This is a genomic window from Maribellus luteus (assembly GCF_003576475.1).
Lineage (GTDB): Bacteria > Bacteroidota > Bacteroidia > Bacteroidales > Prolixibacteraceae > Draconibacterium > Draconibacterium luteum.
On sequence record NZ_QWGR01000004.1, the window covers coordinates 1 to 15,232 of the forward strand.

Below are 15,232 nucleotides of genomic sequence, written 5' to 3' on the forward strand. Positions count from 1 at the left end.
AAAAAAGATGGAAGAACTACTACAGAAAACAAATAAATTTGGAGTTATAACCTGTAAACTTTTTTTAGGACGAGTCAGTTTGGAGGGGTAGAATCAAAGTCGATCATAAATTATAAGTTTCTTTTAAAATAATATGGCTTTTTGGACAGCCTATTTCTTATGGATTTTGGTTATCACCCTATTTCACAACAGGAAAACTACTTCCAGGCAACTCTGGTGTTCGAACAAGCGGCTTCGGAGTTCATCCAATCAATCCCGTTTATGTTCCAAGCGCTTCGGTAGTTAAATCTGCTATCTCTGCCTTACAAAAATCGAATCTTGATGATCATTCTGCAATCTACAGATTACAAACAATGAACTTCGGAGTAGAAAAATGAATCTTCCGTCATCAAAAATCAACCTTGCGTGATCGAAAATCAAACCCGCGCGTAAAAAAATGAAGTGTGCGTATGCGAAAACCAAATCTTGTTCTGCCCACAACCACAATTATCCTCCGTAAACCGGGCTCAGCCATTTTTCCCTGGGCTGGTATTTGCTTTCGGCCGCCCAAAGAATACCCCGCTGCATAATCTCCAGCGCTTCGGGAACTTCAAAGTCTTTCATTACATGTCCCAGCGAAGAATAAAAAACACGGCCATCACCGTAATATTTTTTCCACACTACAGGAATGACACTGCCCTCGATCCAGGCCGAATGTTCTCCCGAAAATTTCGTGGTGGCCAGTACTTTCACATTTGGATCAACGTGCATGTAATACTGCTCCGAGTGCATGGCAAAATCGTTCAACCCTTTTGTCACCGGGTCGGTTTGATCGCTAACGTGAACAGTATAATCAATCACTCCGCCGGGGTGAGCCACCCATTGCCCGCCCACCATAAACTGGTACTCCACGTTGTTTCTGAACGAATCACCAATTCCGCCGTGCCACCCGGCCAGTCCTGCACCTTTTTTAACCGCTGCCAGCAGGCCTTTTTCCTGTTCCCCGCTAATGGTTCCCATGGTCCAGATCTGAACGATCAAATCCACCGAATCCATCAATTCCTCATCCAGGTACGCATCCAGAGAATCGGAAACCTTTACATCGGCCCCCTGCGAACGCAACCACGGCACAAATAAATCTACCGACTGCTTGGGCTCATGGCCTTCCCAGCCACCGTAAACATACAGCACTTTCTTACCCGCCAAAGCAGATTCTGACCTGCTGCTTACACTTGCCGACACAATGTCCGGAACCAGAAGTACTCCGGCACCAGCCACCACACTGGTTTTTATGAAATTTCTTCTTGCCTGTGATTTCATTCTCTTGATGTTTTTGTTGATTTAGTGGTACTAAAAGTAGCGGAAAAAACGCATTAATAAAACCTCTGCTCTACGGTTTCACAACACATAATCGACTGATCTTCCTTACCGTTTATTAATTTTTAGAACAATACGTATCATATTTTCATAATCAATAATACAGGTGAATAGGACTGTAAAAGGGCACTATAAATCGCACCGGATGCGCTACTGCTATTAAATCAAGCTTTCAGACTAAACATAACGAACTGACTTACAGCAATTATTAAATAACATAAAAGTCATTTCGTTCCAACTTTTTTGTAACTTGAATATACCTGCCCATATAAGATTCCGGATAGAACCAGCAGCAATCGTATTTATTAATTAAAAATTACCACTATGAAGAATTTTGCGTTTTTACTGATTCTAACCCTCGCCTTTACCACCACCTTCGCCCAAAAGAAAAACGGAACGGTGTACAACGAACACCCTGACATTGAAAAAACCCGCGAATTATGGAAGGCTTTTTCAAACGGCGATGTAGACACTTACAAGAGCTTTTTTGCCGACAGTATCGGGCTGATGCGAAACGGGCAATACCGGAAAATTGCCAAAGCGAATTTTGGCAACAACATTACCTGGTGGAAGAATAACATTGAAAACCTGAGTGTAAAGGATGATACCCCGGCCTATCCGGATGCATTAGAATATGCCGACGGTGGAATATGGGTGCAGGATTGGTTACTGATTACGGGAACGCACAAAACCTCCGCAATAAACCTGGAGCTTCGCCTCCACAATCTATATGCGTTTAACAAGGAAGGCAAAATTGCCATGTTGATTCAGTATTTCGACGACAGTGTGTTTGAAGAAATCGACAACAGCAACCTGGAAAAAGAAAACGGGAAAGTATTTATCAGCCACCCGTACATTGTTACAGTACGCAAACTGATGAATGCCTATGCGGCCAAAGACATGGAAACACTGCTGAGCTTTTATACCGACAATGCCCGTTTTGGAAGTATTGAATACCAATGGAACAAAACCATCGATTTAGCCACCCGAAAAGAAGGGATAAAAACCACGTTCGAAAAGATAAAAGACATCCACTTTAAGCAAAACGGTTATCCGGATTGTATCTACTACGCCAAAAATAACCGCTACGAAGTTTATTCCTGGTGGGAATATTCTTTTACCTACGTTGAAAGCGGGAAAAAAGTGGTAATGCCTCTCATGCTGTCTCATTCGTTTAACGACGAAGGGAAAATTGTAGGCGAGCAGGCCTATTACAGCACCAACCATTTCGACAGGTAAACAAAAATTCAGGTATAAAAAAAGGAGTTCGAAAGTACCGGACTCCTTTTTGTGAGGCATACTGGATTCGAACCAGTGACCCCTACCCTGTCAAGGTAATGCTCTAAACCAACTGAGCTAATGCCTCTTTATTGGCAGCAAAAATAACAAAAAAAGAGACACTTTTAGATGTCTCTTTTTTTATCGTGAAAATATAATTGCTTATATAAAAAACTTGAGTATAAACAGTACTGAAAGCACCACCATCACCACAGAAATGTCTTTCACTTTTCCGGTGAGAACTTTCAACAGAACATATGACAACATACCAAACACAATACCTTCGGCAATACTATAAGTAAGCGGCATTACAATAATGGTAACAAATGCCGGAATAGATTCGGTAAAATTATCAAAATCGATTTTGAGGATTGGCGACATCATAAAGAAACCTACCAAAATAAGAGCAGGAGCAGTGGCTGCTGCAGGTACCATGGTAAACAATGGTGCAAAGAACAAAGCGATCAGAAACAGAGCCGCAGTAGCTAATGATGTTAACCCTGTTTTACCACCTTCGGCAACACCCGATGCACTTTCAACATAAGTTGTTACAGTACTTGTTCCGACAATAGCACCAAAGAAAGTACCGATTGAATCGGCGAACAGTGCTTGTTTTACACGTGGCACCCGGCCTTCTTTGTCAAGCATTCCCGCTTTCGACGAAACACCCACCAGTGTACCTACTGTATCGAACATATCCACAAAAAGGAAGGTAAACAATACAATCAACATGTCCCAGGTAAAGATGTTGTGAAACTCAAACTTCATAAAGATGGGCGACAACGACGGCGGAACATCCACCAGGTGACCTTCGGGCATATGAGTTACGCCAAAAGGAATACCAGCAACAGTGGCAACAAAAATACCAATCAGCAAGGCACCTTTAACTCTGCGTGCCAGCAAAACGGCGGTAAGAATAACTCCACCCAAAGCAATCAGTACGGCAGGAGAGCTCATATCGCCAAGTCCAACCAATACTGCATCGTTGTTCACAATAACACCGGCATTCTGAAGCCCGATAAATGCAATAAACAATCCAATACCTGCAGAAACAGCATGTTTTAGCGGCAGCGGAATTGCATTCACAATCAGTTCGCGAATGTTAAAAGCGGTAAGCAGGATAAAAATGATCCCTTCCAGAAAAACAGCCGTTAATGCAAATTGCCACGAGTGCCCCATTCCGAGCACAACCGTAAAGGCAAAAAAAGCATTTAACCCCATTCCGGGAGCCAGTGCAAAAGGCAAACGAGCTACCAACGCCATTACAGCAGTAGCAACAAATGCAGACAAAGCCGTTGCTGTAAACAAGGCATTTTTATCCATTCCGGTAGCACTCAGAATATCCGGGTTTACCGCCAGAATGTAGGCCATTGTCATAAAGGTCGTAATCCCCGCAAGAATTTCGGTCTTTACTGTTGTTTTGTTTTCGTCGAGTTTGAAAAACTTGTTTAGCATTTTTAGTTGGATTTAGTTTTAGAAAGTATATTTTACTGCCAGCGTAGGCTTAACAGTGAATTCATCACCAACAAAATTGTTACTCAGTTCAATTTCGGTACCAGCCGAAAAGTTTTTGCAGAAGTTATACCACAACTGTGGTTCAGACAGGAAGCGGAAATCAGTTCCCCAGAACATTTCTTCTTTCCAGAAGTCAGCAAAACCAAGGAATGACATTTTTCCATCCAGAAAGTTTACGGTCCAAACCGCTGTCACCTGGAACGATGCATCTTCTTTGTCTTTGATGTATTTATAGTTAGCCTGCAAGGTTAAAATTTTTGAAAAATCGGCTGATGCCCAAGTGCGCTCCAACCCTGCCAGGAAACAGTTTTCAATCGGAATAAAGGGTGTTTCGTCACCGTCCAGTTTCAATACACCGCCGTTGTATTCCACACGTGGCATAAATTTCTGTGTTTCGTTCCATTTAAAAGCACGGGCAATCTCCCAGTAAGCCAAAGAAACTCCGTTATCTACGTTGCGGGCATCTGAGCTGTAGTCCATGTCAATAAAAAAGAAAGTTGAACCGTACTTGTCAGGACGAAACATCTCAACGGTAGAAGTAAACAACTTCCGGTCCTTCCCCATGTCGTAATGAAGCTGGATGTTTTGGGCATAAGTTGATGCTGCGAAAGCAAACAATGAAAATAAAAGTAGAATTCTTTTCATAATTAGAATGATAATAAATGATACTAAATGATTAAACAGGCCCTAAAAATACTTATTTCTTTAACTCATCTTCAGTTCACTGAAACAATTTGTTAATAATATATAAACAGTAAAAATACGGGCGCATTCCAGGTCGGATTAACATACTTTTTCATCCTTAATTAGGGGCTAAAAAAACCACAAAAAAGAACCCCGGAAGGGAACTCCGGGGCATTTTGTTGAAATCGGGAAGATAAAAAATAAGGGTCTATATAATTATATTCTGTTTCAGCAGAAAAAGTAACCCTCATTATGATAACTAAAATCACAAACGTTCAAAAACATTTCATTGGGCAAGTGCCTCGTAAAGAAAGCGGTTTACAGGATACAATGTCTCAAAACCTTCCACCATCGTTTCCACATATTTTTCATTGCTTACAAGCGAAGGAGCCATATCTTTTGAGTAAATAAACGATTTGTATTTCAGTAGATCGATGTGCTGATGGTCTTTCGGGAATCCCTTGGGAGCCGTTTTTAGCTGATCGTCGTACAGTGCCGGAAACTCTTTTTTAAAATCAGGGGCTTCGGTAATCTCCAGGAATTCTTCGGCGTGATCAGCCAGGTAAGTCCGGATGATTCGGAGCGGCTCAGCCGGAGGCATGTATATACCGCCCGCCATAAAACAACCCGTTGGCTCAATGTGAAAATAGTACCCGGGATTCATGCTTTTACGCCCGCCTTTACAGATAAAACTTCCAAAATTTGTTTTGTAAGGCCGCTTATCATGCGAAAAACGAACATCACGAAAAATCCTGAACATACAATCTTTGGGCTGCAGTCCTTTCACTTCATGATCAAACTGCCCTATTTCGTTGATCAACACATCCGTCAGAAACAATACTTTTTCGCGACTCTCTTCGTACCATTTTTTATTTGCCTGAAACCACTCCCGGTTGTTATTGGCAGCCAGTTCTTTTAAAAATTGCAATACACTATCCATCTGGTAATATTTTCTGTTTAAAATTGTTTTCCTGTTAAAATCCGTCAGCTCACGAACGGAACCCGCACAATCATGCTCCCGTATATTGGAAAGACTTTTTTCTTATGCTTGTTTCCTCTATTTTTACTCACTGAAAATACGACAAAAAACAGAAACATGCCTAAGATGTTTGCATTAATAGTGGCTGGCGGAAGTGGTTCCAGAATGAACAACCAGGTTCCCAAACAGTTTCTCGAACTGGCCGGAAAGCCTGTGCTCATGCATACTTTCGAAGCATTTTATTCCTTCGATCCCCACATTTCGTTTGTACTGGTTTTACCCCAAAGCGAGTTTTCCCGCTGGAAAGAACTATGCGAAAAACACCGCTTTACCATTCCTCATCAACTGGCTGCCGGAGGCTCAAACCGTTTTGAATCGGTCAAGAACGGCCTCCACCTGATCCATGAAGACGGCATTGTGTTTATTCACGACGGGGTTCGACCGCTGGTCTCCGGGCAAACCATCCAAAATTGCTTGGATACGGCACAAGAAAAAGGCAACGCCTTACCCGTGGTTCCCGTTTCGGAATCGGTTCGGTATGTCGATGGCTCCCGCAATTCGTCGCTCGACCGCTCGAAATACTACTTGGTGCAAACGCCGCAAACGTTCCGGGTTTCGCTCATAAAAAAAGCTTACGAACAAGCTTATTCCGAATTATTTACCGACGATGCTTCGGTTTTGGAGAGTACAGACCAGGCCATCAACACGGTGGAAGGAAACCGCACAAATATTAAAATTACCTATCCCGAAGATATTCAGATCGCCACATTTCTGCTACCAACAAAAGGCTAAAGAAACACCTCCGTTTTTCAGTTCACAACATCAAAAAAACCATTCGTAGATTAAATTTCGCCATTCACCGATAATTTCACCGGAAACTCCGGAGAATGATTTAGTTTTACGCTGCTTTTTTAGCTAACTACATGAAACTTAGAAAACAATTAAACAGTGCCGGAGTAAAATAAACTCTTAACACCTCAACAGTTTCCTTCGTACATTATAGCTAATTTTACATTCATGGAAGAAAGAAAAGAATACATTATAGAGCATGTTGCCTATCGTTTTCTCAAACAAGGCATCAGAAATGTAACCATGGATGACGTTGCATCCGAGTTCGGCATCTCAAAAAAGACGCTGTATCAATACTTTTCCGACAAGGAAGCCCTGGTTACCGAGGTGGTGGAGTTTTTGATTGCTTCCCAGGATTTTAAATTCAACAATCCTGCTGTCGGAAATGCAATTGACATGACCATCGCGCTACGGAAACGCATTTCCCCGGTATTAAAAATGTACCATCACAACATGGAAGCCGAGTTGAAAAAAACCTATCCGGCACTTTACCACCGGGTGTACGATTTCAAGAGAAAAAGAATCTTTGACAATACCATGGAAAATCTGAAACTGGGCATTTCGCAGGATTTATATCGCCCTGATATTGACCCCTTTTTTATTTCAAAATTAATTGTTGGGAGGATTCTTTATACAATGAATCCGGAATACAAAATATTTGAAGAATACGAAGTACATTCGACCGCCCTTTATGATCATATTTTAGATTATCATATGCATGCCATTTGCACCCCCGAAGGGTTGCACTACTACAAACAACTAACAAACAACATTCAGAATGAAACGAGTTCGTAAAACGCCAACACTTAAAACTAACATTACAGGCGAGTTACATCGAATACCTTTGAAAACAAACAATTATAATGAGATGAAACAAGCAACTAGAAAATTCCCCTTGTTACTGGGCCTCCTCCTGCTGCTATCCGTCTTTACAAGAGCACAGGAGCAGCCGCAATCGTTTACGCTCGACCAGGCAATTGGCTTTGCCATGGAACACTCGTATGTGCTGCACAATACCAACCAGGATATAAGCATTGCACAAAAAAAAGTATGGGAGACCATATCTACCGGGCTGCCACAGGTGTCGGGAAGTGCCAACTACAACAAATTTTTAAACCTGCCCGTATCGCTTATTCCGGGTGAGTTTTTTGGTGAAGACGCAGGCACTTACATTCCCGTAAAGTTTGGACAGGATTACAATTCCGATTTTGGATTGAATATTTCACAGCAAATTTTCGACGGATCGTGGATTGTAGGCGTTAGCTCGGCCACGCTTTACGTAAACTTAGCCAGGCAAGCCCACGAAAAAGCTGAGATCGATATCCGCGATGCAGTTTCGCAGGCTTATTACATGGTACTAATCAGTGAACGCTACAAACAGGTAATGCTTGATAACCTTGAGAATACCCAGCGGCTTTACGAAGAGACCAAGGTATATTTCGACAACGGATTTCGTGAGTCGCAGGACGTTGATCAGCTAAAGATTTTAATGCGAAATGCAGAAAACGAAGTACTCCGTTCGGAACGTGAATTATCGGTTTCCAAAATTGTATTGAAATATGCCATGGGCTACGACCTGAATAAGAACATCGACTTATCAGATCAGCTTGATCGGTTTGTACTGCCCCTGACCAATGAGCAAGCCCCGGTTCCGCTTGATCTGAACAGACACATCGACTATCGACTGGCAATCGCCAACTTTCAGGTATCCGATAAACTGCTGAAACTTGAAAAAGCAGCTTATTTGCCCAGCCTCAGCGGCTTTTACAACTACAGCAAAACCGCTTACAGCAACAGCGCCAATGTTTTCAGGGAAGACTGGTTTCCGTCGTCGCTGGTTGGTTTACAGGCAAAAATACAGCTCTTTAACTCGGGACAAAAACGTTCAAAAGTACAACAGGCTCAACTCGAAAAAGACAAGGCAGCTACCGATCAGAAGTTGGCAGAAGTCACCCTTCAGAAAGACTATCTGACAGCCTCAGCAGATTTGCAGACTGCCCGCGAACGCTTCCTGAACGACCGGGAAACCCGGGACCTGGCCCAAAGCATTCTAGACAAGACCCATATTAAGTTCAACAATGGCATGATCAGCAGTGCGGAGCTTTCGCAACAGGAAACACAATACATTAACGCGTTCCAGGCATTGGTAACATCCACTCTTCAATTGTTGCAGGCCGACTTAAAACTTAAAAAAGCGGCAGGCGCACTATAAACAAAAAATTAAGAAACAGAAACACCTTGAAATGGGCATACGAAGGAAATTCAACCAAAACAGATTTAATTCCATCTGATTGTCCCGGAAAATAAACAATTACAATCACATGAAAAAGATTCTATTCATCCTGACTACCGCATTGTTCGTTTATGCTTGCGGAAGCTCTTCAGTAGAAGATGACAATACCAAAAGAACCAAGCTTCAGGAACTGAAACAACAGGTACACACACTCGAGCAGCAAATCGACCAGCTGGAAAAAGAACTCTCTGCCAATCAAACAGAGGAAACCATAAAAATAAAGGCAGAAACACTGACCAACAAAAGGTTTGAACACTTTATCGAAGTAACAGGCCAGGTGGAAGCCGAGCACGACGTGGACGTAAGTCCGGAAACCTCCGGAGTTATTAAGGAAGTGTTGGTGAAAGAAGGACAGCAGGTTTTGAAAGGACAGATTATGGCTCGCCTTAACACCGACGTACTGGAGCGTTCGATTGAAGAATTGCAGGTACAGCTTGATTTGGCCACTACTAATTACGAGCGCCAGAAAAACCTTTGGGACCAAAACATCGGTTCCGAGATGCAGTTTTTACAGGCCAAAAACAACAAGGAAAGCCTCGAAACCCGCATCCTGGGTCTGAAAACCCAGACTGAACTGGCAGAAATAAAAGCTCCGTCTGACGGTGTGGTGGATATTGTTTACCAAAAGAAAGGCAACATCGGAAGTCCGCAGACCCCGTTTGCCAAAGTGGTGGATGTTACGCACCTGAAAATTTACGGCGACATCTCAGAATCATACATCACCAAAATCCACAAGGGAGATTCGGTTAAAATCAACTTCCCGGCCCTGAGTTCCAACATGTTTGCCACCATCGACCAAATCGGGAATACGATTGATCCGGCGAGTCGTACTTTCAGGGTACGTATCAACATCAACAACCCCCGGAAACAGATAAAACCCAACCTGGTAGCAGTTTTGAAGTTCCGCGATTACCTGAACGACAATGCCATTGTAGTTCCGACCCTGTTTATTAAAGAAGATTTTACGGGCCACTACACCTACATTGTTGACTCGAAAGATGGGAAAACAGTAGCTAAAAAAGTTTATGTTGAACCGGGTGTAACCGACAACAACCTCACCGAAGTAGTAAGCGGATTAAGCGCCGGCATGCAGGTTGTTTCAGAAGGCTACAACCAGATCGTGGACGGCACAACAGTCGCCATCAACTAATTACTCCAAAAACTCTGATGAAATGGAGAAAGAAAAACATGCATTAAAAGACGAAATAACGCGGAAGTTCAGACCAACTTACCTCGCGTTAAAAAATAAAACCACCATCTACATCTTCACTTTCCTGTTGGTGTTCTTTGGTATATTCTCGTACCAGCAAATGCCGCGCGAAGCGATGCCCGAGATTGTGGTTCCGTACATTTTTATACAGACTCTGTACCCGGGAAACTCGCCCGTTGACATTGAAAACCTTTGTACGCGACCCATTGAAAAAGAACTCAAAGGCTTGAAAGGTGTAAAAAAAGTGTCGTCGGCCTCTTTCCAGGATGTCAGCACCATTATGGTGGAGTTCAACACCAATGTTACCATTAAACAGGCATTGCAGGATACCAAAGACCGTGTTGACAAAGCAAAATCTGAACTGCCCGACGATCTTCCAAGTGATCCGTATGTAACCGACTTCGACCTTTCGGAATTCCCGATCATGAACGTAAACATCTCGGGTGAATTCAGCATGCGCGAGCTAAAAAAATACGCCGAGCTGCTTCAGGACGAGTTTGAAAGCTACCGCGAGATTTCGGAAGCCAACATCCGGGGCGTGGAGGAAAGGGAAATTCAGATCGACATCGACCCTTATAAACTCGATGCCACCGGGCTTACTTTCGAAGATGTATCGCTGGCCATTCAGCTCGAAAACGTTACCATGGGCGCGGGCCAGTTTACGGCCGATAAAATCAGGCGTACCATTCGTACCGAAGCCAACTACACGGATATGAACCAGATCAGGAACACCATCATAAAAGTAAACGATGGAAAACCTGTTTACATTCGCGACATAGCAACCGTAACCGATGGATACAAGGAACAAAGCACCATTGCCCGTCTGGACAATAAACCGGTGGTAACGCTTTCGATTACCAAAAAATCGGGCGAAAACATTCTGTCGGCTTCTGAGAATATTTTTAAAGGAATTGAGACCCTGAAAGAAAGTGGCAGAATACCCAAAAATCTGGATGTAATTGTCACCGACGACATGACCACCTACATCGAGGACACCATTTCCAACCTCGAAAACAGCATTATCCTGGGGATGATCCTCGTTACTTTTGTACTCTTCCTGTTTTTAGGTTTCAGAAATGCACTTTTTGCAGGGCTCGCCATCCCGCTGTCAATGTTTCTTTCGTTTGTAATCCTTGAGCAATCGGGAGTCACACTGAATTCGATGGTGTTGTATGCACTTATCCTGGCTTTGGGAATGTTGGTGGACAATGCCATTGTGGTGGTGGAGAACGTGTACCGGCTTTACAGCCAGGGCTACTCGCTGATGAGCGCCACCAAACGGGGTGTGAGTGAGATCGCGTTCCCCATTATTTCCTCCACATTAACTACGCTGGCTGCCTTCTTCCCGCTACTTGCCTGGGAAGGAATGATAGGCGAATTTATGTCCATCCTCCCGCGTACACTTATTGTGGTGCTGGCCTCGTCTCTCTTTGTAGCGCTGATTCTTAATCCGCCGTTTATCGCCTCCTACATGAAGATTGACGATATTATGAAAAAGGCCAACAAAAAGAAGATCCTGAAAAATGCAGCCATTTTTGCTGCGGTCTCGGCTGTTTTCTATGTGCTGAAAGTCTACTTACTCGGTAATTTACTACTTACCGTAGCTTTGATAATGGTTCTTAACATTGTTGCACTGCGGCCATTGGCCCGCTGGTTCCAAACCCGGTTTCTGGTATGGCTCGAGGGGGTTTACACCCGCCGCTTACGCCATGCGCTTACCGGTCCCTGGCCATATGTCTACTTTGGAGGAACTGTGTTGCTGATGATTTTTTCGATGCAGTTTTATTTCGGAGGAAGCCCCAAAACGGTCTTCTTCCCGAATACCGATCCCGCAACCATTTATGTTACCATGGAGCTTCCACTCGGAACATCGATTGAAAAGACCGACGAAGTATCCCGGCAGGTTGAAACCATCATTAAAAAAACAATCGATCCGTTCAAACACATTGTAAAATCGGTTACCACCAACGTAGGGGTCGGAAAAGGCGGCATGTTTGAAAGCGAATCAAGTCCCAACAAATCACTCACTTTGGTGTCGTTTACTGAATACAAAAACAGGGAAGGCATTAATACCAGCAAGATCATGCAGGACATAAGTAAAAATCTCGATGGTTTTGTGGGGGCAAAAATTTATGTTGAAAAGAACGATGAAGGCCCGCCAACCGGAGCGCCTGTTAACATTGATATTGCTGGCGACGAATTCAACCAGCTGATAAAAATTACAGACGACTTTATCCGGCTGATCGAGGCAGATAATATTCCGGGGATTGACGAGTTAAAGCTCAACATCAATGTAAACCAGCCCGAAATGCTGATTGAAGTCGACCGTGAGAAAGCCCGTTTGTACGAACTTTCCACGCAGGAAATTGCACTGGCATTCAGAAACGCCCTATACGGCTACGAGGCCAGCAAGTTTAAAGACGGTGAAGATGAGTACGACATATTTGTTCGCTTGGCCGAAGAATACCGCAACGACGTTTCCACTTTAATGAACCAGAAAATTAAGGTAGAAGAACACAGTATTCCCATCTCTTCGGTGGCCAGCTTTAAATATGCCACTACCTACGACAAAATCAGCCGGATTGATTTTAAACGCGAAATCACTATTTCGTCCGAAGTAGTTGAGGGATACAATCCCAACGAGATCAATGCACGTATCGCCCAGATTCTGGAAGATTATCAAATGCCCGAAGGATACACCTACGCATTCACCGGCGAACAGCAGGAACAGGCTGAAAGCATGGAATTTTTGTTCTTTGCCCTGCTGATTGCCATTGCGCTGATCATGATTATCATGGTAACACAGTTTAACTCCTTTATCCGGCCGGCAATCATCATTGCCACCGTAATTTTCAGCACCATTGGTGTTTTCCTTGGACTGGGAATTTTCCAGATGGAATTTGTGGTGATCATGACCGGAATCGGAATTATCTCGCTGGCAGGGATTGTAGTAAACAACGGTATTGTACTGATCGACTATATCGACCTTACGCGGAAACGGAAAAGAGAAGAACTTGGCTTGCCCGAAGATGCATTCTTACCCAAGGATGTACAACGCGAGGCGCTGGTTGAAGCCGGCCGCACCCGTTTGAGACCCGTGTTGTTAACGGCAGTTACCACAGTGCTTGGATTGCTGCCTTTAGCCGTTGGACTCAACTTCGACTTCTTTTCGCTGTACACGCATTTCGATCCGCAAATTTCAATCGGCGGCGAAAGTGTAGCGTTCTGGGGGCCAATGTCGTGGACCGTAATTTTTGGGTTGACTTTTGCCACCGTTCTTACCCTGGTTATTTCTCCGGTAATGTACATGATCACTATTCGCATCAATTACACCATCCGGAAATGGACCGGCAATCTTCCTCACCAACAAGTTGTAAACCAACAACAGATACTTGAATAGCAAAAAAGCGGAGATTAACTCTCCGCTTTTTTTATTTCTTTTTCTCAGACATCACAAGTCACAATCCGGTCACACTACTCTAAAAACAGCGTATAGTTTTCATAGCGGGCAAACACTTCTTTTACGTAAGTATAAGGCTCCACGCCGCGAACATAACCGTATTTCACCACCGACTTATTGTAGTTCTCGGGATAACTCAACTTTAAAATCGACTCTTCCACATTTTTATCCCAGGCATCCGGATCCAGTTTGTCCAGTTTTGCCAGGTTTCGTGCATCTTCCACATGCCCATACCCGCAGTTATAAGCTGCCATGGTAAACTTTATGCGCTGCACGGAATCCGGAATCTCCTCAAAACGACCCCAGAGAAGTTCCAGAATTTTGGTAGCAGCATCCATGCTTTGAACCGGGTCGGTCCGGTCCTTCACGCCAAATCGCTCCGCGGTTCCGGGCATCAGCTGCATCAGCCCTTTAGCTCCGGCCCACGATTCCAGCTCCGGGTTAAACTTCGACTCCTGAAAAACCATGGCGGCCATTAAACGCCAGTCCCAGCCAAGCGTATCGGCACTGGCCTGTATCAATTCGTCGTAAGCACTCACCCGGTTGTTGTTCAGGCTGTAAAAGTCGCTGTTTTCGCGCCGTCTGAAATCACGCTCGTTTTTAAAATATTTGTTGTAAATCACATAGTACTCCACCCCATCCTTCATCTCATTGATCCATTCGTTCAATGCTTTTTCCAACTCTTTGCTTTGAGGGCGCAATGCCCAGGCCATCCGTTGCGAAAAACTGATCGGGACCCGAATATCCAGCTCCGGATAGTACGAAGCATTGATGCTTGCAATGTTGTTATCGGCTACGGTGTATTTTATTTCGCCGTTGGCCACCATTTCAATAATCTTATCAGTCGATAAATCGCCGGGCAAAGTATCGATATGAATCTCCCCGCCAATTTCTTCGCTCAGGTTTGCCAGCCTCGAAAAATAAGAGGTATTCGCGCTTACCGAAACGGTATCGCCAATTAACTCAATGGCATCGTGAACAAGCGAAGCCTGCACTTCGCTCCACTTCATTTTCCGGTAGTTTTCGGGTTTTCGCTGCACCAATACCTGGTGGGTGAGATACAGATAATCGGAGAAAGTCACTTTTTTCTTTCGCTCATTGGTTATTGTGAGACCGTGAGCGATCAAATCCACGTTTCCCTCTCCCAACTGATAAAACATGGTATCGAGGTTGTTCGAAACAATAATATTTAACTCAACACCAAGATGCCGGGCAAAGCGTTTCAGAAGGTCGTACTCATACCCCATTGGCTGTCCTTTGTAAAGAAAATAGCTGGTACCGCTGTAGGACGTGATCACTTTCAGCACACCGTCGTCAAGAATCTGAGGTAAATCGTGCTTTAACTTTAATTCTTTTTCCTTCCCTGCCTTTCTATCGCGAAATAATCCGCAAGAAGTCAGGGCAAGAAGTAGGATAAAAAATAGATAGCGAAGCTGTTTTCCCATAAATATTTATTACAGTTTGCAATCTTTCTCTGACTACAAGGTAAAAAAAGTTACGTTTTTTAAGAACATACTAAAAGGATAATGCCTTTTATTCCTCAACAATCCAAATGGTTCAAATGCTCAAATAAATTTTTCCCATTCAAAACGCAAAAATAACAATGTT

General features: G+C 43.6%; 11 protein-coding genes and 1 tRNA gene. 6 read left to right on the top strand and 6 right to left on the bottom strand.

Translation table 11 applies throughout. From position 1 onward, the window contains the following. Positions 1-486: 486 nt before the first annotated feature. Positions 487-1,299, bottom strand: a complete 813-nt coding sequence (locus D1614_RS08250) for a ThuA domain-containing protein (RefSeq protein WP_119437449.1) — start codon at positions 1,297-1,299, stop codon at positions 487-489. A 381-nt stretch (positions 1,300-1,680) separates the two neighbouring features. On the opposite strand from D1614_RS08250, the gene D1614_RS08255 reads away from it, so the two are divergent. Beyond that, on the top strand, positions 1,681-2,595 hold the full coding sequence (locus D1614_RS08255) for a nuclear transport factor 2 family protein (RefSeq protein ID WP_119437450.1): 915 nt from the start codon (positions 1,681-1,683) through the stop codon (positions 2,593-2,595). Between the two features lie 52 nt (positions 2,596-2,647). Here the strand turns inward: D1614_RS08255 and D1614_RS08260 are convergent. The 4 genes from D1614_RS08260 to D1614_RS08275 all read right to left on the bottom strand — a co-directional run bounded on the left by D1614_RS08260 (position 2,648) and on the right by D1614_RS08275 (position 5,773). Continuing rightward, positions 2,648-2,722 (bottom strand) — tRNA-Val (locus D1614_RS08260). A gap of 74 nt (positions 2,723-2,796) precedes the next feature. Beyond that, on the bottom strand, positions 2,797-4,089 hold the full coding sequence (locus D1614_RS08265; RefSeq protein WP_119437451.1) for an NCS2 family permease: 1,293 nt from the start codon (positions 4,087-4,089) through the stop codon (positions 2,797-2,799). Between the two features lie 18 nt (positions 4,090-4,107). After that, positions 4,108-4,794 carry a DUF5020 family protein gene (locus D1614_RS08270; protein WP_119437452.1) on the bottom strand — a complete coding sequence of 229 codons (687 nt, stop codon included), beginning with the start codon at positions 4,792-4,794 and terminating at the stop codon, positions 4,108-4,110. Positions 4,795-5,119: 325 nt separating this feature from the next. Next, positions 5,120-5,773, bottom strand: coding sequence for a DUF2461 domain-containing protein (locus D1614_RS08275; protein ID WP_119437453.1), 654 nt, complete (start codon positions 5,771-5,773; stop codon positions 5,120-5,122). A gap of 165 nt (positions 5,774-5,938) precedes the next feature. Here D1614_RS08275 and D1614_RS08280 point away from each other — a divergent pair, with 165 nt between their 5' ends. From D1614_RS08280 to D1614_RS08300, 5 genes are all read left to right on the top strand, one after another. After that, the gene (locus D1614_RS08280; protein ID WP_119437832.1) at positions 5,939-6,604 is read left to right on the top strand and encodes a 2-C-methyl-D-erythritol 4-phosphate cytidylyltransferase; all 666 of its coding nucleotides are present in this window, start codon (positions 5,939-5,941) and stop codon (positions 6,602-6,604) included. A gap of 225 nt (positions 6,605-6,829) precedes the next feature. Further along, positions 6,830-7,456 (top strand): TetR/AcrR family transcriptional regulator, encoded by a 627-nt coding sequence (locus D1614_RS08285; protein WP_119437454.1) that lies wholly within the window; start codon positions 6,830-6,832, stop codon positions 7,454-7,456. A gap of 73 nt (positions 7,457-7,529) precedes the next feature. Beyond that, complete coding sequence (locus D1614_RS08290) at positions 7,530-8,873, top strand: TolC family protein (protein ID WP_162304449.1); 1,344 nt, start codon at positions 7,530-7,532, stop codon at positions 8,871-8,873. A 109-nt stretch (positions 8,874-8,982) separates the two neighbouring features. Next, positions 8,983-10,104, top strand: coding sequence for an efflux RND transporter periplasmic adaptor subunit (locus D1614_RS08295; RefSeq protein ID WP_119437456.1), 1,122 nt, complete (start codon positions 8,983-8,985; stop codon positions 10,102-10,104). A 22-nt stretch (positions 10,105-10,126) separates the two neighbouring features. Continuing rightward, positions 10,127-13,564: an efflux RND transporter permease subunit gene (locus tag D1614_RS08300; RefSeq protein WP_119437457.1), complete on the top strand. Its 3,438-nt coding sequence runs from the start codon at positions 10,127-10,129 to the stop codon at positions 13,562-13,564. A gap of 74 nt (positions 13,565-13,638) precedes the next feature. Here D1614_RS08300 and D1614_RS08305 read toward each other — a convergent pair whose 3' ends face one another. Next, positions 13,639-15,069 carry an MltF family protein gene (locus D1614_RS08305; protein WP_119437458.1) on the bottom strand — a complete coding sequence of 477 codons (1,431 nt, stop codon included), beginning with the start codon at positions 15,067-15,069 and terminating at the stop codon, positions 13,639-13,641. Positions 15,070-15,232 lie beyond the last annotated feature (163 nt).

Bases quoted from the DNA above. Each gene is read 5' to 3' on its own strand.
- D1614_RS08295 (WP_119437456.1), top strand. From the start codon at position 8,983: ATGAAAAAGATTCTATTCATCCTGACTACCGCATTGTTCGTTTATGCT.
- D1614_RS08265 (WP_119437451.1), bottom strand. From the start codon at position 4,089: ATGCTAAACAAGTTTTTCAAACTCGACGAAAACAAAACAACAGTAAAG.
- D1614_RS08250 (WP_119437449.1), bottom strand. From the start codon at position 1,299: ATGAAATCACAGGCAAGAAGAAATTTCATAAAAACCAGTGTGGTGGCT.
- D1614_RS08275 (WP_119437453.1), bottom strand. From the start codon at position 5,773: ATGGATAGTGTATTGCAATTTTTAAAAGAACTGGCTGCCAATAACAAC.
- D1614_RS08300 (WP_119437457.1), top strand. From the start codon at position 10,127: ATGGAGAAAGAAAAACATGCATTAAAAGACGAAATAACGCGGAAGTTC.
- D1614_RS08285 (WP_119437454.1), top strand. From the start codon at position 6,830: ATGGAAGAAAGAAAAGAATACATTATAGAGCATGTTGCCTATCGTTTT.
- D1614_RS08255 (WP_119437450.1), top strand. From the start codon at position 1,681: ATGAAGAATTTTGCGTTTTTACTGATTCTAACCCTCGCCTTTACCACC.
- D1614_RS08280 (WP_119437832.1), top strand. From the start codon at position 5,939: ATGTTTGCATTAATAGTGGCTGGCGGAAGTGGTTCCAGAATGAACAAC.
- D1614_RS08290 (WP_162304449.1), top strand. From the start codon at position 7,530: ATGAAACAAGCAACTAGAAAATTCCCCTTGTTACTGGGCCTCCTCCTG.
- D1614_RS08305 (WP_119437458.1), bottom strand. From the start codon at position 15,069: ATGGGAAAACAGCTTCGCTATCTATTTTTTATCCTACTTCTTGCCCTG.
- D1614_RS08270 (WP_119437452.1), bottom strand. From the start codon at position 4,794: ATGAAAAGAATTCTACTTTTATTTTCATTGTTTGCTTTCGCAGCATCA.